This window comes from Streptomyces sp. NPDC101165 (assembly GCF_044768135.1).
In the GTDB taxonomy this organism is placed as follows: domain Bacteria; phylum Actinomycetota; class Actinomycetes; order Streptomycetales; family Streptomycetaceae; genus Streptomyces.
Window position 1 is genome coordinate 229,530 of the sequence record NZ_JBIWPG010000001.1, and the last position, 16,437, is coordinate 245,966.

At 70.6% G+C, this 16,437-nt stretch carries 14 protein-coding genes; 7 read left to right on the top strand and 7 right to left on the bottom strand.

Going from position 1 to position 16,437, the window contains the following annotated elements; all coding sequences use genetic code 11:
* Positions 1-32 precede the first annotated feature (32 nt).
* Both ACIRVH_RS01000 and glgX read right to left on the bottom strand, forming a co-directional pair.
* On the bottom strand, positions 33-341 hold the full coding sequence (locus ACIRVH_RS01000) for a hypothetical protein (protein ID WP_403947166.1): 309 nt from the start codon (positions 339-341) through the stop codon (positions 33-35).
* A 29-nt stretch (positions 342-370) separates the two neighbouring features.
* Positions 371-2,509: a glycogen debranching protein GlgX gene (glgX, locus tag ACIRVH_RS01005; RefSeq protein ID WP_403947167.1), complete on the bottom strand. Its 2,139-nt coding sequence runs from the start codon at positions 2,507-2,509 to the stop codon at positions 371-373.
* A 197-nt stretch (positions 2,510-2,706) separates the two neighbouring features.
* Between glgX and ACIRVH_RS01010 the strand changes: the two genes are divergently transcribed.
* The 4 genes from ACIRVH_RS01010 (at position 2,707) to ACIRVH_RS01025 (ending at position 7,079) form a co-directional block, all read left to right on the top strand.
* The gene (locus ACIRVH_RS01010; protein ID WP_403947168.1) at positions 2,707-3,519 is read left to right on the top strand and encodes a Tat pathway signal sequence domain protein; all 813 of its coding nucleotides are present in this window, start codon (positions 2,707-2,709) and stop codon (positions 3,517-3,519) included.
* A gap of 61 nt (positions 3,520-3,580) precedes the next feature.
* Positions 3,581-4,900, top strand: a complete 1,320-nt coding sequence (locus ACIRVH_RS01015; RefSeq protein WP_403947169.1) for a copper amine oxidase — start codon at positions 3,581-3,583, stop codon at positions 4,898-4,900.
* Positions 4,901-5,003: 103 nt separating this feature from the next.
* Positions 5,004-6,245: an SAV2148 family HEPN domain-containing protein gene (locus tag ACIRVH_RS01020; protein ID WP_403947785.1), complete on the top strand. Its 1,242-nt coding sequence runs from the start codon at positions 5,004-5,006 to the stop codon at positions 6,243-6,245.
* A 102-nt stretch (positions 6,246-6,347) separates the two neighbouring features.
* Positions 6,348-7,079: a 3'-5' exonuclease gene (locus tag ACIRVH_RS01025; RefSeq protein WP_403947170.1), complete on the top strand. Its 732-nt coding sequence runs from the start codon at positions 6,348-6,350 to the stop codon at positions 7,077-7,079.
* Between the two features lie 10 nt (positions 7,080-7,089).
* Here the strand turns inward: ACIRVH_RS01025 and ACIRVH_RS01030 are convergent, their stop codons facing one another.
* Both ACIRVH_RS01030 and ACIRVH_RS01035 read right to left on the bottom strand, forming a co-directional pair.
* Positions 7,090-7,587: a YbaK/EbsC family protein gene (locus tag ACIRVH_RS01030; protein ID WP_403947171.1), complete on the bottom strand. Its 498-nt coding sequence runs from the start codon at positions 7,585-7,587 to the stop codon at positions 7,090-7,092.
* A complete protein-coding gene (locus ACIRVH_RS01035) occupies positions 7,557-8,552 on the bottom strand; it encodes a DMT family transporter (RefSeq protein ID WP_403947172.1) in 996 nt (331 codons plus the stop codon). Before ACIRVH_RS01035 ends, ACIRVH_RS01030 begins: the two co-directional genes overlap by 31 nt.
* Positions 8,553-8,646: 94 nt before the next feature.
* Here ACIRVH_RS01035 and ACIRVH_RS01040 point away from each other — a divergent pair, with 94 nt between their 5' ends.
* Complete coding sequence (locus tag ACIRVH_RS01040; RefSeq protein WP_403947173.1) at positions 8,647-9,555, top strand: LysR family transcriptional regulator; 909 nt, start codon at positions 8,647-8,649, stop codon at positions 9,553-9,555.
* Positions 9,556-9,578: 23 nt separating this feature from the next.
* On the opposite strand, the gene ACIRVH_RS01045 is transcribed toward ACIRVH_RS01040, so the two are convergent.
* Together ACIRVH_RS01045 and ACIRVH_RS01050 are read right to left on the bottom strand one after the other, a co-directional pair.
* Positions 9,579-10,442: a phosphotransferase enzyme family protein gene (locus ACIRVH_RS01045; protein WP_403947174.1), complete on the bottom strand. Its 864-nt coding sequence runs from the start codon at positions 10,440-10,442 to the stop codon at positions 9,579-9,581.
* A gap of 331 nt (positions 10,443-10,773) precedes the next feature.
* Entirely contained in the window at positions 10,774-11,586 is an 813-nt protein-coding gene (locus ACIRVH_RS01050; RefSeq protein ID WP_403947175.1) for a hypothetical protein, read from the bottom strand.
* Positions 11,587-11,903: 317 nt separating this feature from the next.
* On the opposite strand from ACIRVH_RS01050, the gene mgt reads away from it, so the two are divergent.
* On the top strand, positions 11,904-13,100 hold the full coding sequence (gene mgt / locus ACIRVH_RS01055) for a macrolide-inactivating glycosyltransferase (protein ID WP_403947176.1): 1,197 nt from the start codon (positions 11,904-11,906) through the stop codon (positions 13,098-13,100).
* Between the two features lie 106 nt (positions 13,101-13,206).
* Here the strand turns inward: mgt and ACIRVH_RS01060 are convergent, their stop codons facing one another.
* On the bottom strand, positions 13,207-15,459 hold the full coding sequence (locus tag ACIRVH_RS01060) for an MMPL family transporter (RefSeq protein ID WP_403947177.1): 2,253 nt from the start codon (positions 15,457-15,459) through the stop codon (positions 13,207-13,209).
* A gap of 388 nt (positions 15,460-15,847) precedes the next feature.
* Here ACIRVH_RS01060 and ACIRVH_RS01065 point away from each other — a divergent pair, with 388 nt between their 5' ends.
* Complete coding sequence (locus tag ACIRVH_RS01065; RefSeq protein ID WP_403947178.1) at positions 15,848-16,399, top strand: DUF1697 domain-containing protein; 552 nt, start codon at positions 15,848-15,850, stop codon at positions 16,397-16,399.
* Positions 16,400-16,437 lie beyond the last annotated feature (38 nt).

Genomic DNA, 16,437 nt, shown 5'->3' on the forward strand with positions numbered 1-16,437 from the left:
GCACGACGAGCCGGCTGACGCGACGCCGTCCGCTAGTGCGCCGCTGTCAGCTCCGCCAGCTGCCGCAGGCGCAGCAGATACCGAAGTTCCGCCGCATCCGTGACGAGCGGCAGGGCCCGGTCCAGTTCCCTGGTGCAGTGGTGCAGGGTCCGTTGCCGCCCGGCGTCGAGACGGCCGCCGTTCTTCTGCCAGACGGACACGCACCCGGCGATGCCCGCGTCCAGCAGCACCATGTCCACACCCGCCGGGTCCACGGTGCGCAGCCTCGGCGGGAAGGGCGCGGCCAAGTGCTCCTGCCACAGCAGGGTCACCGCGTTCTCCCGCTCGCTTGTTCCCCTCATACGACCGATCCTCCCGCGGACACCCCTCCTCAGGCGGGCCGTTGCAGCACTGTCATGCTGCGGTCCGGCAGGGTGATGCGGTCGCCGGCCGCGACCTTCGCGCCCGTTCCCGGTGGCACCCCCTCGGCGCGGGCCGTGTCGACGACGACCTGCCACTGCCGGCCGTGGTCGACCGGCACCAGGAAGTCCAGCGTCCCGGGTGAGGCGTTGAACATCAACAGGAAGGAGTCGTCGGCGATCCGCTCCCCGCGCGGACCGGGCTCGGAGATCGCATTGCCGTTCAGGAACACCGCCAGCGCGGACGCCTGTGCCGAGTCCCAGTCCCGCTGGGTCATCTCGGCGCCCTCGGGGGTGAACCACGCGATGTCGGACAGCTCGTCGTGGGTGCCCTCCACCGGCCGCCCGTGGAAGAAGCGCCGCCTGCGGAACACCGGGTGGTCCCGACGCAGCCAGACCATCGCGCGGACGAACTCCAGCAGGTCACCGCCGTCCTCGCCCCCGCCCCCGCCCTCGGCCCCCTCCTCGGGCCAGTCCACCCAGGCCAGCTCGTTGTCCTGGCAGTAGGCGTTGTTGTTGCCGCGCTGGGTGCGGGCCAACTCGTCGCCGTGGCTGATCATCGGCACGCCCTGGGAGAGCATCAGCGTGGCGAGGAAGTTGCGCATCTGGCGGGCGCGCAGCCCGAGCACGGCCGGGTCGTCGCTCTCGCCCTCCACGCCGCAGTTCCAGGACCGGTTGTGGCTCTCGCCGTCCCGGTCGTCCTCGCCGTTGGCCTGGTTGTGCTTGCCGTTGTACGAGACGAGGTCGTGCAGCGTGAAACCGTCGTGGCAGGTCACGAAGTTGATGGAGGCGAGCGGGCGGCGGCCGTCGTCCTGGTAGAGGTCCGAGGAGCCGGTCAGCCGGGAGGCGAACTCGGCGAGCGCCCGCGGCTCGCCCCGCCACAGGTCCCGGACGGTGTCGCGGTATTTGCCGTTCCACTCGGTCCACAGCGGCGGGAAGTTGCCCACCTGGTAGCCGCCCTCGCCCACGTCCCACGGTTCGGCGATCAGCTTCACCTGGGAGACCACCGGGTCCTGCTGCACCAGGTCGAAGAACGACGACAGCCGGTCCACCTCGTGGAACTGCCGGGCCAGGGTCGCCGCGAGGTCGAAGCGGAAGCCGTCGACGTGCATCTCGGTGACCCAGTAGCGCAGCGAGTCCATGATCAGCTGGAGGACGTGTGGGGACCGCATGAGCAGCGAGTTCCCGGTGCCCGTGGTGTCCGTGTAGTAGTGGGGATCGTTCGCCAGTCGGTAGTACGACGGGTTGTCGAGGCCCTTGAAGGACAGTGTCGGGCCCAGGTGGTTGCCCTCGGCGGTGTGGTTGTAGACGACGTCCAGGATGACCTCGATGCCCGCCTCGTGCAGCGCGCGGACGGCCGACTTGAACTCCAGGACCTGCTGGCCGCGGTCGCCCCAGGAGGCGTAGGCGTTGTGCGGGGCGAAGAAGCCGATGGTGTTGTAGCCCCAGTAGTTGCTCAGGCCCAGGTCGGCCAGCCGGTGGTCGTTCACGAACTGGTGTACGGGCATCAGCTCCAGCGCCGTCACACCCAGCTTGGTCAGGTGTTCGATGATCGCCGGGTGCGCGAGCGCCGCGTACGTGCCGCGCAGCTCCTCCGGCAGGCCCGGATGGCGCATGGTCAGGCCCTTCACATGGGCCTCGTAGATCACCGTGTGGTGGTACCCGGTGCGTGGGAGCCGGTCGTCGCCCCAGTCGAAGTACGGGTTGATCACCACCGAGGTCATGGTGTGCGGTGCCGAGTCCAGGTCGTTGCGCCGCTCCGGGGAGTCGAAGTGGTAGCCGTACACCTCCTCGCCCCACTGGACGGCCCCGCTGATCGCCTTCGCGTACGGGTCGAGCAGCAGCTTCGCCGAGTTGCAGCGCAGTCCGCGCTCGGGGGCGTACGGGCCGTGCACCCGGAACCCGTACCGCTGTCCCGGCATGACGCCCGGCAGGTACGCGTGCCGCACGAACGCGTCGCTCTCGCGCAGTTCCACCGCCGTCTCCGAGCCGTCGTCGTGCAGCAGACACAGCTCTACTCGGTCCGCGGCCTCCGTGAAGACCGCGAAGTTGGTTCCGGCGCCGTCATAGGTGGCGCCGAGCGGATACGCCTCGCCAGGCCAGACCTGCATGGACACGACTCTTCCAGGTGTGCCGCCCCGCCGGGGCCGCGTTGACTTTGAGTCTGCCCGAAAGTGAGGGAACCACCTGTGACTTACGCCCCTCTTACCGGCCGACCAGTGCATGCGGCGACCGCACTACCTGCCGTGTGCCGAACCAGTGGGGCAGACACGTACTCCCGGGGACCTTGGGGGAGTAGGGGGAAGATGTGCGCGAGATAGTGCACCGCCATCTGGGCAAGGTGGTGGCGGGCGCGGCTCTGGCAGTGGCCGGGACCGCGGTGATGGTGGGGATCACCCTGCCGGGCACGGCAGGGGCCGATGAATCGGGAGGATCGGGCAACGGCACACAGTCCGCGCAGCAGGCGGGACAGGGCTCGGACGCGGTCCAGCCGGGTGTCGTGGAGCAGGCGCCCGCCGAGGGCAAGAAGGGCACGGGCCGTGACCCGCTGACCGACGACGAGATCAACCGCGTCGCGAAGCTCGCCATGAACCAGCAGCTGCTGAACACGGGCGAGAACGTCGACGGCGGCCGCGGCCCGCAGCGTCTGAGCGTCGACCTGGCCGACCCGGAGGCGAACGAACTGGACGACCCGAACGCGCCGCGCCGGGCCGACGTGACCTTCTACGACTACAAGACCGACACGCTCGTCACCAAGACGGTCGACCTGGAGACGGGCAAGGTCGAGCAGACCGGCACCCAGCACGGCGTGCAGCCGCCGCTGAGCCGTGCCGAGAACGCCGAGGCGGCGAAGCTGCTGATCGCCGACCCGCTCGGCGCGGGCCTCGAGGCGGACTACAAGGACGCCACCGGCCACGAGCTGACCTCTCCGGACCAGCTGCTGCTCAACGGCGCCGTCTACCGCGCCACTCCGGGCGGCCAGCCCGCCGTGCTCGACAAGTGCGGCGAACACCGCTGTGTGCGGCTGTTCCCGAAGGTCAAGAACGGCCCCTGGATCGACGCCCGCTGGCTGGTCGTCGACCTGAGCGCCCGCAAGGTCGCCAAGCTCGACCGCCGCTGAGCGACAGCAGTCCACCGTTCGCTTTTCCAACTTGCTCGTCCTGCAAGGGAGCCTCTTCGTCATGCCCGTCAACCGAATCAGCCGTGCCCGCGCGCGGGCGGCCGTCGGCGTCACCGTGGCGGCACTGGCCGCCGGTGCGACGGCCGGTGCCGGACCGGCCGTCGCCCAGCCCAAGGCCGCGCCCGCGGCGGCCGCCGACTGCAGTGCGGCCTACAAGATCGAGCAGAAACTCTCCAGCGGCACCACTTGGCGGATGTGCTGGCGCTACGACAGCAAGGCCGGCCTCGTCCTGGAGAACGTCTCGTACCAGCCCAAGGGCGAGACCCAGCCGATCAAGGTCCTCAACAGCGCCCGCCTCGCCCAGATCGACGTCCCCTACGACGACGGCAGCGTCGAGTACGACGACCTGACCGGCTTCGGCTTCGCCCAGGGCCTGATGAACCTGGCGCCGGGCGAGTGTCCGGGCGGCACCATCAAGAGCGTTCGGGTCCCGGACGCCTGGGACCCGCAGCACCCGGACGTCAACGGCCTGTGCACGACCACGCGTTCGCGCGGTCACGCCTACCGCATGCAGGGCGACAGCGCCAACAAGGTCTTCCAGGCGCAGGGCAAGGACCTGCTCGTCTACACGGTCAACCAGGTCGGCTGGTACGAGTACATGACCGAGTGGCGCTTCCAGGACGACGGCACCGTCAACATGAACGTCGGCGCCACCGGCAGCCTGTCGTACGACGACTACGACGCCGGCGACGGACGCGGCTGGCCCATCGGCAAGGGCGCCAAGGCCTACGCCACCAGCCACAGCCACAACGTCTTCTGGCGGCTGGACTTCGGCCTCGACGGCTCCTCCAAGACGAAGGTCGAGCAGTACGACTCGGCCGTCACCGCCCCCGCCCACGGCCAGCAGGCGCCCACCAACAAGACCACCCGCACCAAGGTCACCAAGGAACTCGCGGGCGACTACAAGACGTACCGCTGGTGGCGGATGGTCAGCGCGACCGGCAAGAACAAGGACGGGCACGCCCGTTCGTACGAGATCGTCCCCGGCCCCACCACGAAGTACCCGGGCCGCAGCTTCACCAAGCACGACGTGTACTTCACCGAGTACAACAAGTGCGAGCAGTTCGCCAGCAACAACCCGGGCGCCTGCCCGGCCGGGGCGGGCAAGACCGTGGACAAGTGGGTCAACGGCCAGACGCTCACTCACCCGGTGGTCTGGATGAACGTCGGCTTCCACCACATCGCCCGGGACGAGGACCAGCAGCCCATGCCGATCCACTGGCAGGGCTTCGCCATCTCCCCCAGGGACGTCACGGCTATGAATCCGCTCACTCCGGACGCGCTGGCGTGGCAGAACGGCCACTGGCGGCCGCGTAGTTGAGAAACCTACCTGTCCATCCGGCTGCATCGCCGACCGCTCCCGGAGTACCCTTCCTTGATCGTTGAGACGGGGAAGGCCCGGGGTGGCGGAAGGCGGTGCACGGGTGGGCTCGGGAGGGCTGGAGCTGCCCCCTGGTGACGAGGGTCACGAGGGAAACTCCACAGACGTCCCGCCCGGCGCGGTGTCCCTGGCCCGCCCGATGGACGCGGCGGGGTCCATCGGGCCGGAACTGGACTGGGACGCCGACGCCTGGCTGGAGGTGCGCACCCGCGCCCAGCGGGCGGGCCGGGCCTACATCTGGCTGAACCTCGTCGAACAGCGGCTGCGCGCGGTCGTGGCCGCCGTGCTGCGCCCCATCTACGAGCCCGTCCACGGCGACGAGTGGGTGGTGGCCGCGGCCGGGCCCGCCGGACAGGAGTGGGTGCAGCGGGCGGTCGCCGTCCGCGAGGTCAGCCGCCGCAAGGGCTATCTGCTCGACCCGGCCGACGACAACGTGCTCAGCTTCCTCACCCTGCCGCAGCTGCGCGAGCTGATGGTGCAGCACTGGCCCTGCTTCGAGCCGTACTTCGACGAGCGCCGCGACCTCGAACTCGCCCTGGACGAGCTGGAGGTGACCCGTAACGTCGTCTCCCGCAACCGGGCCCTGTCCGGGGCGGTCCTGGACCAGGCCGAGCGGGCCTCGGCCCGGCTGCTGGAGACGCTGGGCGCGGGCGGCGACGTGCCCTCCGCGCGCCGGCTGCCCGTCGACGCGGTCGAGGACCTGGTCGGCGACCGGTACGCGGACGTCGTCGCCGTCCACCCCGACCGGGTGCGCCTGATGCGCCAGTTCCCGGCCGAGGACATCTTCGGGGGCGCCCGCCGCCTCGACGCGATCGGTATCGGGCTCAACCTGCTGGTGCAGAACTTCTCCGGGCGCCGTCTGGTCCGGCTCGCCGAGTCCGGCTGCCGGGTACGGCTGCTCTTCCTCAACCCGGCCTCCAGCGCGGTGAAGCGCCGCGAGCGCGAACTCGGGATGAAACGGGGCGAACTGAGCCGGTCCGTCGAGATGAACATCCTGCACATGCGCCGGGTGCGGTCCCGGCTGCGTGACCCCGGTGCCTTCGAGATCCAGGTCTACGACGAGACGCCCCGCTTCACCGCCTACCTCGTGGACGGCGACGGCGCCGACGGCATCGCCGTGGTGCAGTCCTATCTGCGCGGGGCGCGCGGGATGGAGTCGCCGGTGCTGGTGCTGCGCAACGGCAGCCGGCTGGTCAAGTCGAACGACGTGGTCGAAACCGGACTCTTCCCGACATACCGCGAGGAATTCGAGCTGGCCTGGGTGGATTCGCGCCCGGTGTCCTGACCCGTCCACCCCGGCAAGCGGAACACGGTCCTCGGATTGTCAGTGCCGCGTGCGATGGTGGAAGTCACTGGGGGAAAGCACCACCAAGAAGGGGGGCCGCCCATGGGCTGGCACCGGGAGCTGCTGATCGGCTTCGACCTGGAGACGACCGGGACCGATCCGCGCGAGGCGCGCATCGTCACCGGCGCGGTGATCGAGGTCAGGGTCGGTGAGCCCCTGGGGCGCCGGGAATGGCTGGCGGATCCGGGCGTGGAGATCCCGGCCGACGCGGTCGCGGTCCACGGCATCAGCAACGAACGCGCGGCCGCCGAAGGCAGCCCCGCCGACCAGGTGGCCGATGCCATCGCGGACGTCCTGGTCTCCTACTGGAAGACGGGTGTCCCGGTCGTCGCCTACAACGCGGCCTTCGACCTCACCCTGCTCTCGGCGGAGCTGCGCAGGTACGGCCTGCCGTCGCTCTGCGACCGGCTCGGCGGCCGCGCCCCGGCCCCGGTCGTCGATCCCTACACCATCGACCGCTGGGTCGACCGCTACCGCCGCGGCAAGCGGAACCTGGAAGCGGTCTGCGCCGAGTACGGCATAGTCCTCGACGCGGCCCACAACGCCTCGGCCGACGCCCTGGCCGCAGCCCGGCTCGCCTCAGCGATAGCCGACCGCCACCCGAAGATCGCATCCCTGGGCCCGGCGGAACTGCACCGCGGACAGATTGAGTGGTACGCCGAATGGGCGGCGGACTTCCAGGCGTTCCTGCGCCGCAAGGGAGATGCGGACGCGGTGGTCGACGGGGTGTGGCCGCTGCGGGAGTTGGCGGACGTGGCGGACGAGAAGGTCTGAGCCGGGCAGGTCACGCAGGCGCGGGGCTCGCGATGCGGGCCACCCGCGGGGCGGCGAGCCGCGCGTAGTCGGTGCCGGTGAGACACAGTGAGCGGTCGAGCCGGGCGGCGTTGAAGTACAGCCGCGGCCGGGCGACGACGTCCGGATCGGCCACGAGTTCGAGTTCGGGATCGAAGCTGAACGGCAGCACGGTGCCGGGCACCGAGCGGGCGAGCCGCTCGGCGGTCCCGGCGTCGCTGAAGCCGGCATATCGAGCCTCGTACAGGGTCCGTACGGCGTCCAGATCCACCCGCCGGTCCCCGGGGACCACCGCGAGGACGTGGCGCGTGGTGCGGCGGTCGACCTTGACCCGCAGCACGATGCACTTCGCGGCCTCGCTCACCGGATGGCCGCGCAGCGCGCTGACGGTCTCGGTGGCGCCCTCGGGCGCGTGGTCGATGAGGCGGTAGTCGACGCGGGAGGCGTCGAGCAGGGAGATCAGCTGCTGGTAAGTGTCGTGGTCCGGCATGGGGCTTCTTCTCCGGTCCTCTCGGGGGGCGTGGCGGGCGCGGATGCGCCGGCGGTGTCGGTGGTACCGGGACCGAGGGCGGCCCCGGCGGTCCGGTGGGCGCGTTCCACGGCCTGGCCCCAGTAGGTGCCGGTGACCATCAGGGCCGCACCCAGGGCGGTGAGCGGGGTGAGATGTTCGCCGCCGAGCGCGATGCCCACCGCCGCGGCCCAGACGGGCTCCGTGCCGAGCAGCAGACTGGCCCGGCTGGCGGACGTGCGCTGCACCGCCCAGGTCTGCACGAGGAAGGCGAACACGCTGCAGAAGAGAGCGAGATAGACCAGCTGGGTCCAGGTCGCCGCGTCGGCTCGGGCCAGCGCCGGAAGATCGCGGGCGGCGGGTACGAGGAACAGGGCGGTGCCGACCAGGGTCTGCACCGTCGTCAGGTGCAGCGGGCGGATCGCCCGGCCCGCGGTGAGCCGGCCCACGAGGGCCACGTGCACCGCCCGGACGCAGGCCGCGGCGAGCATCAGCAGGTCCCCGAGCCGAGGCGCGTGGAAGCCGTTTCCGGACATGAGCAGACCGACGGCCAGGACACACACACCGGCCGCGGCGAAGAAGGCGGGAGGCGGACCGCCTCGGCGCCCGGCGCGGTCGAGGAGCGGGGTGAGCACGATGGTGAGGCTGATGATCAGACCCGCGTTGGCGGCCGTGGTGTGCGCGACGCCGTACGTCTCCACGACCAGGACGGCGGCCTGGGTGACCCCGAGCGGCAGCCCCACGCGCACCTCGTCGCGGGTCCACCCGCGCAGACCGTCCCGCGCGGCGACGAGGCCGAGGCAGGGGAGCGCGGCGAGGGTGTAGCGCGCGAACAGGACGAGGAGGACGGGCAGGGCGCTCGCGGCCGTCTGGGCGGACAGATAGCTGGAACCCCAGACGAGCGCGACGAGCAGGAGTACCGCGTCGGTACGGCGTGCGTCGGTCACCCGCCCACGGTGCACCGCAGGAGTATCTGAAGCCCAGAGCCACTTTCTTAAACGATCTTTTAGCAAGCCTACATAGTCGCCCTACACTGGCGGCGTGGACGAACGGCAGCTGAGGATCCTGCGGGAGCTGGGCGAGCTGGGCAGTGTCACCGCGGTCGCCGAGGCGCTGCTGGTGACTCCGTCGGCGATCTCGCAGCAGCTACGGCTGCTGCAGCGCTCGATCCCCGTGCCGCTCACCGAACGGCAGGGGCGGCGCCTGGTGCTCACCGACGCCGGGCAGGCGCTGGCGGACGCGGCCGTCGAGGTGGAGTCGGCGCTGGCGCGGGCCCGGCACGCGGTCGAGGAGTTCGCCGACAGGCCGGACGGCGAGGTGTCGGTGGCGGCGTTCCACAGCGCGGGCGCGGCGTTCTTCCCGCTGCTGCTGCGCGGCCTCACCGGGCCGGGCGCGCCGACGGTGGCGCTCGCCGACGAGGACGTACCGCAGGAGGACTTCCCCCGGCTGACCCGCACCTACGACCTCGTGCTCGCCCACCGCCTGGACCACGCCCCGCCCTGGCCGCGCACGGTGACCGTGACCACCCTGCTGCACGAGCCGCTCGACGTGGCGATGCCCGCCGGGCATCCGCTCGCCGCCAAGCGGCGGGTGACACCGCGCGATGTCGCCGACCTGCCGTGGATCACCGTGCACGACGGGTTCCCGGTCATGGCCACCATCGAGGCCATCGCCGCGGCGGCCGGCCGACGGCTCCGTCTGGCCCATCGCATCAACGAGTTCGCGGTGGTCGCCGAGGCCGTCGCCGCCGGGGGCGGCATCGCGCTGATGCCGCGCTGGACCATGCGCCCGCATCCGGCGCTGGTCCTCCGGCCGCTCGGCGGCGTCGAGGCCACGCGGCACATCGACGTCCTGTGCCGCCCCGAGCGCACGGCCAGAAAGGCGGTGCGCACGGTCCTGACGGAACTGAGGCGGGCAGCGCGAACGATCCAGGGCGAGGAGACTCCCTGAGGGGCGCAGGGTTCAACCGGCGCTCAGAACGGATACCACCGCACCGTTTCGTCCCCCTCCCGCAGGGACGCCACCCGGCGCTCGAACTCGGCCAGCGCCTTGGGGTTGCTCGGCGCGTGCTGGGCCACCCATGCACAGCTGGCCGTCTCACGAGCCCCGCGGAGCACCCCGCAGCCCTCCCACTCCCGTACGTCCCAGCCGTAGGTCTCGGTGAAGGAGTCGTAGGCCTCGGCGGGCAGGCCGTAGCGGTCGCGGGAGAGGGCCATGACCACCAGGTCGTGCTCGCGCAGGTCGGCGGAGAAGGTCTCCAGGTCGACCAGGACCGGGCCGTCGGGGCCGACGTGCACGTTGCGGGGCAGCGCGTCGCCGTGGATCGGCCCGGGCTCCAGACGGGGCGTCAGCGCGGCCGCGGCCGCGGCGAAACCGTCCCGGCGGGCCCGCAGGTAGGCCGCGTCCTCGGGGTCGATCGCGGTGCCCGCGAGCCGCAGCCAGCGCTCGACACCGCCCAGCAGATCGCGGGGCGGCAGTGCGAAGGGGGGCGAGGGGAGCGCGTGCACGATCCGCAGCAGCTGCGCCAGATCCCGGGGCTCGGCCGGTCGCACCGGCTCGGCCAGCCGGTGCCACACGGTCACCGGGTGCCCCTCGACCAGCAGCGGCTTCGGCTCGGCCGCCCGCACCGCGGGTACGTCCGCCTCGGCCAGCCAGCCGGCGATGTCCAGCTCGCGCCGGGCCCGCTCCAGCAGTTCGGCGTCACGGCCCACCTTGACGACGAGGTCGCCGGTGGCGAACACCGCGTTCTCACCGAGGGCGAGGAGCCGCGCGTCCCGCGCCGGGCCCGGCAGCACCTTCGCCGCGGCCAGTACGCCCCGCGCCCGTGCCTCGTCCATCGTCCGCCTCCGTGCCGTTCGTCCCGTGCCGTGCGTGTCCGGTCTTCGGCAAGTCTGGCATTCACACAGGTCGGGCCACGTGCGCGAGCTGTCGCCGGCCGCGGGAAGCCCCACCGATCTCGCGCTGCTGCTACTCGCCGAGGGCCTTCCTGTGCCTGAGGCCCCGGTGTGGAAGGTTTTCGAGCAGCCGTGAATCCGCAACGTCGTCGGGCGCAACGTCATGCATAGGGCCATGGACCGTCTGATCATCGACGGTCTCCTCGAAGGACGTGCCGGCTCGGGCACCTACGTGCGTATGCCCCGCGAGCGCCTGCGCGCTGGCACAGTGCTGTCACGGCATCGCCAGTCGAATGCCGAGGTGGTCGAGCCATCCGACGCTGGATTGCCATCCGTTGTGCTGCGCAGGCCAGATGACGGCACATCGTTCAGCATGGGCGAGCTCGATCACATCGCCGTCCGGTCGTCCGGACAGGAGTATGGCGCGCTGCGGGTTGGGCAGGAAGCGGGTGTAGTCGGCCATCTGGCCGATCGCGTTGCTCACCTCGCGGCGCTCGGGTCGGACCTTCGCCTCGATGAGGAGGAGGGCGGAGTCCACCCAGATGTCGGTGAACATGGGAGCATGGTCGGCGGTGTGCCGAATCTGAATCCGTTGTGAGGGGTGGCCCCGGGATTCCAGGAACTCACAGAAACGGAGAACCAGTTCATTCTCGGGGCGGAGCCTCTGACGCGCTGCTCCGCTACTGCCCATGAGGGCGCTTTGCTCGACGGGCTTGAGAGTGATGACACCAGGGTCGCAGAAACTTTCAAGCTGGCCGGGCACGTGTGCAACGGCCTCAGTCGGGCGAAGCCTGAACACCGGTACACATACCGGGTTCCCACTGTGGTCGGGAAGCGTCACCGGAGGGTCGACATCTTCCAGGGTGAATTCGTCGATGTACCGGTAGACCTGACCACCCATCTCGAAGAGATGGATCGGCTTGCCCTGTTCTGCCTCCGCAACAAGGCGGTCATTGTGCCGGGAGTATGAGCTGCCGAGGTAGTGGTAGAAGCCGTCCGGTCGCCATCCGTGATCATCCCACTTCCACGCGTTCCGGGTCCTCAGGCCGATGTGTGCGGTCCTCGCCCCCACGAGCATGCCGGTCACCGGGCCGATGACACGTGACTCCACGAGACGTGCTCTCTTCTGAAAGTCTCCTGGCCGCATCCGAAGATGCCCTGATGCCGTAAGCGGGCTCACATTGGCCCAGTTCAGCACGCCTTGCCCTCCCCCTCGTCGCCGATCCGCACGCCCATTGCACAGTTGTCCGGACCTTACCGACAAGCACTGACAACGCTCCGGCGCCGACTCCCGCGCCGTGGCGGAGGCGATGTGGCTGACGGAGAGCGACCTCCCGGTGGTGCGCATGCGCTCAGCCGTAATTTGATTGAACGAGACGTCTCGTCTCGTCTAGCCTCGGCGGCATGAACGCACCCGCCCACATCGCCATGTTCTCCATCGCCGCCCACGGACATGTGAACCCCAGCCTGGAGGTGATCCGTGAACTCGTCGCCCGGGGGCACCGGGTGACGTATGCCATTCCGCCCGCCTTCGCGGAGAAGGTGGCCGCGACCGGGGCCCGGCCCGTGCCGTACACCTCCACGCTGCCCGGGCCCGACGCCGACCCGGAGGCCTGGGGGAGCACTCTGCTGGACAACGTGGAACCCTTCCTGGAGGACGCGATCCAGGCGCTGCCCCAGCTGATCCGGGCCTACGACGGTGACGAGCCCGACCTCGTCCTGCACGACATCGCCTCCTACCCGGCCCGTGTCCTGGCCCACCGCTGGGGCGTCCCCGCGATCTCCCTCTCGCCGAATCTCGTCGCCTGGGAGGGGTATGAGGAGGAGGTCGCCGAGCCCATGTGGGCGGAGCCGAAGAAGACCGAGCGCGGGCAGGCCTACTACGCCCGCTTCGAGGCCTGGCTGGCGGAGAACGGGATCACCGAGCACCCGGACTCGTTCGGCGGCCGTCCCGCCCGCTCCCTGGTCCTGATCCCGAAGGCGCTCCAGCCGAACGCCGACCGGGTCGACGAGCGCGTGCACACCTTCGTCGGCGCCTGCCAGGGGGACCGTGCCGACCAGGGCGCCTGGCAGCGGCCCGGCGCCGAGAAGGTGGCCCTGGTGTCGCTCGGTTCGGCCTTCACCAAGCAGCCCGCCTTCTACCGCGAGTGCGTGCGCGCCTTCGCGGACCTGCCCGGCTGGCATCTGGTCGTGCAGATCGGCCGGCATGTCGACCCCACCGAGCTGGGCGACCTCCCTGCCAACGTCGAACTGCACGGCTGGGTCCCGCAGTTGGCAGTGCTGCGACAGGCCGACCTGTTCGTCACGCACGCCGGTGCGGGCGGCAGCCAGGAGGGGCTGGCGACCGCCACGCCGATGATCGCCGTACCGCAGGCCGTCGACCAGTTCGGCAACGCCGACATGCTCCAGTCCCTCGGCGTCGCCCGTCGCCTGGCCACCGAGGAGGCCACCGCCGACCGCCTCCGCGAAGCCGCCCTCGCCCTCTCCGGCGATCCGGAGGTGGCCCGGCGCCTGAAGGAGGTCCGGGCGAGCATGGCCGAGGAGGGCGGCACCCGGCGGGCGGCCGACCTCATCGAGGCCGAACTGCGCCGTCAGAGGTAGTCGGACTCGTCGTGCCGTGCCCTGCATGGTCCGGACGGCCCAGAGGACGCGACAGGGCCCGTCGGTTCCCCCCGGAAACCAACGGGCCCTGTGTCAACGGGCGGAATCAGACAGTCAGTCGCTCGTCCTCACCGCGCACCGGGGCCGGCGCGACCGGCTCCGGCGACTCGTCGTGGGTGAGGTCGGGCAGCCGGTGCAGCCACTTCGGCAGATACCAGTTGCGCTCGCCGAGCAGTGTCATCACGGCCGGCAGCAGCACGCCGCGGATGATCGTCGCGTCGATGAGGACGGCGGCGGCCAGGCCCACACCCATCTGCTTCATGGACTGCATGGACAGCGTGCCGAAGATCGCGAACACGGCGACCATGATGACCGCGGCGCTGGTGACGACACCGGCCGTGGTGACCACGCCGTGCTGGATGGCGTCCTTCGTCGTACGGCCGCGCATCCGTGCCTCGCGGATCCGGGAGACCACGAACACGTGGTAGTCCATCGACAGGCCGAACAGGATGACGAAGAGGAACAGCGGCAGCCAGGTGACGACCGCACCCACGCCCTCCGCGCCCACCAGCGAGGCACCCCAGCCGTGCTGGAAGACGGCGACGAGGATGCCGTAAGCGGCGCCCACCGACAGCAGGTTGAGCAGGATCGACGTGATCGCGACGGTCAGTGAACGGAACGACAGCAGCATCAGCAGGAAGGCGAAGACGACCACGAACGCGAAGACCGGGACCACCGAGCCGAGCAGCTGGTCGTTGAAGTCCTTGTTGCCCGCGACCTGACCGGTGACCGGCGCCTCGACGCCCTCGACCTTGCCGAGGGTGGCGGGCCGGACCTCGTCGCGCAGCTTGTCGAGGCTCTTGACCGCCTGGTCCATGTCGGAGCCGCCGACCAGCGGCACGGAGACCAGGGCGACGTTCTGCGCCTCGAGCACCTTGATGTCGACCGGGCCGCGCGAGGCGCCCGAGGAGATCGCCTGCTGCTTGAAGTCGGCCAGCGCCCGCCGCACCTCGGGCGCGTTGACGTCCTTGGCCTTGACGACCACCTGGGCGGGCTCGGAACCGCCCGGGAACGCGTCGTTGATGCGGTTGTAGGTCTGCACGATCGGCAGCGTGTCGCCGAACTCCTGGTCCAGCGTGAGCTGCTGGGTCTTCATGCCCAGCGCGGGCGCGGCCACTGCGAGCAGCGCACCGGCCGCGACGACGACGGAGATCACGGGCCTGGCGAGCACGCCCCGCAGGACGGCCGTCCAGAACCGGCTCTCCGCGGGCGCGCCCTGCCGGCTCCGGCGCCGGCCCAGGAACGGGATCCGGCCCTTCTCGACCCGCTCGCCCAGCAGCGACAGCAGCGCGGGCAGCACCGTCACCGAGCCGACCATGGCCACGGCCACCACCATCAGCGAGGCCAGGCCCATCGCCTCGAACGTGGCGAGACCCGTGAACAGCATGCCCGCCATGGCCACGCACACCGTGACACCGGAGACGATGACCGCGCGGCCGCTGGTGGCGGCGGCGATCCTGAGCGCGGTGGCCGGGTCCCGCCCGGCGTCCCGCTCCTCACGCTCGCGGCGCAGGTAGAACAGGCAGTAGTCGACGCCGACGGCCATACCGACCAGCAGCATCACGGAGTTGGCGGTGTTGCTCATCGGCTGCACATGGCTGACCAGGCCCATCAGGCCCATCGTGGCCATGATCGCGGTGATCGCCAGCCCTACCGGCAGCAGCGCGGCCACGAGTGCGCCGAAGGCGATCAGCAGGATGCCGAGGGCCACCGGCACGGCCGAGTACTCGGCCTGCTGGAAGTCGTTCCCGAAGGCGTCGTTGTACTGCTTCTTCATGCTGGCGCCGCCGATCTCCGCGATCCGCAGCGAGCCGTGGTCCTTCTGGACCCCGGCCACGGCCTTCAGTACCGGCGCGACCCGGTCGGGGGCGGTGTCCGCGTCGCCGCGCATGTCGAACTGCACCAGCGCGCTGCGGCCGTCCCGGGAGATGGTGCGGGTGTCGTACGGCGACGTCACGTCGATGACCTTGCCGGTGGCGCCGACGGCCTTGACGACGTCGGTGACGGCGGCCCGGAACTCGCCGCTCGTGGCCTTCACGGCGCCGTCCTCGGACTGGATCAGCACGGTCTCCCCGACCGGCTGCTCGATGCCCGCGTCGTCGATGATGCGTGCGGCGGTGTGCGTCTCGCCCTTGAGCTGGTCGCTCTCGTCCACGTCGACCCGGCCGGCCGCGGAGCCGAGTCCCATGGCCAGGACGACGAACAACACCCATATGCCGACGGCGGCCCAGCGGTGCCGGGCGCTCCAGCCGCCGGCGCGGGCAGCCAGGCCCCGCACGCGCACGTCCGTGTTCCCCATGACGGGATGTCCCCCTCGTGTGCGGTGACGGCCCCCTGCCGCCACGTCTTTACTTGCTCGACATCGACGGTATGGGCCGGATAAGGACGTCTCGTCGTGCTGACCGGTGAAGTGCCGCGGGCCCGGGTCACCGCTGGGGAGGACCATGGCCCCTTACATCTATCGGGGTTGTCGCGGCAGGTTCTCGGGGGCGGGGCTCAGGGATGTCCGATCCGCCGACAGAGATCCACTTTGTGATTACGAAAGGTTGTTGAACAAGTCACAGCTGCGTCCAGGAGTTGATCCGCACCCTCCGGATCGGACAGAGTTTCGCGCAACCCGGCGTACGCACGGGTACGGCCGCCGTGCCCACCCCCACGGGGCACGGCGGCCGCTCTAGGCTGGCCGGATGACGACCTATGCGGCGCTGCTGCGCGGAATCAACGTCGGCGGCAGCAAGAAGCTCCCGATGGCCGATCTGCGCGCGCTCATGACCGGCCTCGGCCACGACGGCGTACGGACCCATCTGCAGAGCGGGCAGGCCGTCTTCACCACCGACCGGGGCGACGAGGAGTTCCTGGCGGCCGAGTTGGCCCGGACGATCGAGGAGCGGTTCGGCTTCCCGGTCGACGTGATCGTGCGCGACCACACCTATCTGCGGGCGGTGGCCGAGGCCTGCCCGTTCCCGGCCGCCGAACTGGAGGCAAAGCAGCTGCACGTCACCTACTTCTCCGCGCCGGTCACCGCGGAGCGCTTCGCGGAGATCGACTCCGCCGTCCATCTCCCCGAGGAGTTCCGTCTCGGCGACCGGTGTCTGTACCTGTACGCCCCGGACGGCCTCGGCCGCTCCAAACTCGGCGAGGCCCTGTCCCGGCCGCGGATCACCAAGGGCGTGATCGCCACCAGCCGCAACTGGAACACCGTTCTCAAACTGGTCGAGTTGACCGCTCCGGAAGCGTGACGGGAGCCCCGGACCGAGCGCGACGGCCGGTGTGCGAG

What these genes read in the sequence shown, in the direction of transcription:
- mgt (WP_403947176.1), top strand. Translation starts at nt 11,904, where the DNA reads ATGAACGCACCCGCCCACATCGCCATGTTCTCCATCGCCGCCCACGGA.
- ACIRVH_RS01045 (WP_403947174.1), bottom strand. Translation starts at nt 10,442, where the DNA reads ATGGACGAGGCACGGGCGCGGGGCGTACTGGCCGCGGCGAAGGTGCTG.
- ACIRVH_RS01000 (WP_403947166.1), bottom strand. Translation starts at nt 341, where the DNA reads ATGAGGGGAACAAGCGAGCGGGAGAACGCGGTGACCCTGCTGTGGCAG.
- glgX (WP_403947167.1), bottom strand. Translation starts at nt 2,509, where the DNA reads ATGCAGGTCTGGCCTGGCGAGGCGTATCCGCTCGGCGCCACCTATGAC.
- ACIRVH_RS01025 (WP_403947170.1), top strand. Translation starts at nt 6,348, where the DNA reads ATGGGCTGGCACCGGGAGCTGCTGATCGGCTTCGACCTGGAGACGACC.
- ACIRVH_RS01030 (WP_403947171.1), bottom strand. Translation starts at nt 7,587, where the DNA reads ATGCCGGACCACGACACTTACCAGCAGCTGATCTCCCTGCTCGACGCC.
- ACIRVH_RS01015 (WP_403947169.1), top strand. Translation starts at nt 3,581, where the DNA reads ATGCCCGTCAACCGAATCAGCCGTGCCCGCGCGCGGGCGGCCGTCGGC.
- ACIRVH_RS01060 (WP_403947177.1), bottom strand. Translation starts at nt 15,459, where the DNA reads ATGGGGAACACGGACGTGCGCGTGCGGGGCCTGGCTGCCCGCGCCGGC.
- ACIRVH_RS01065 (WP_403947178.1), top strand. Translation starts at nt 15,848, where the DNA reads ATGACGACCTATGCGGCGCTGCTGCGCGGAATCAACGTCGGCGGCAGC.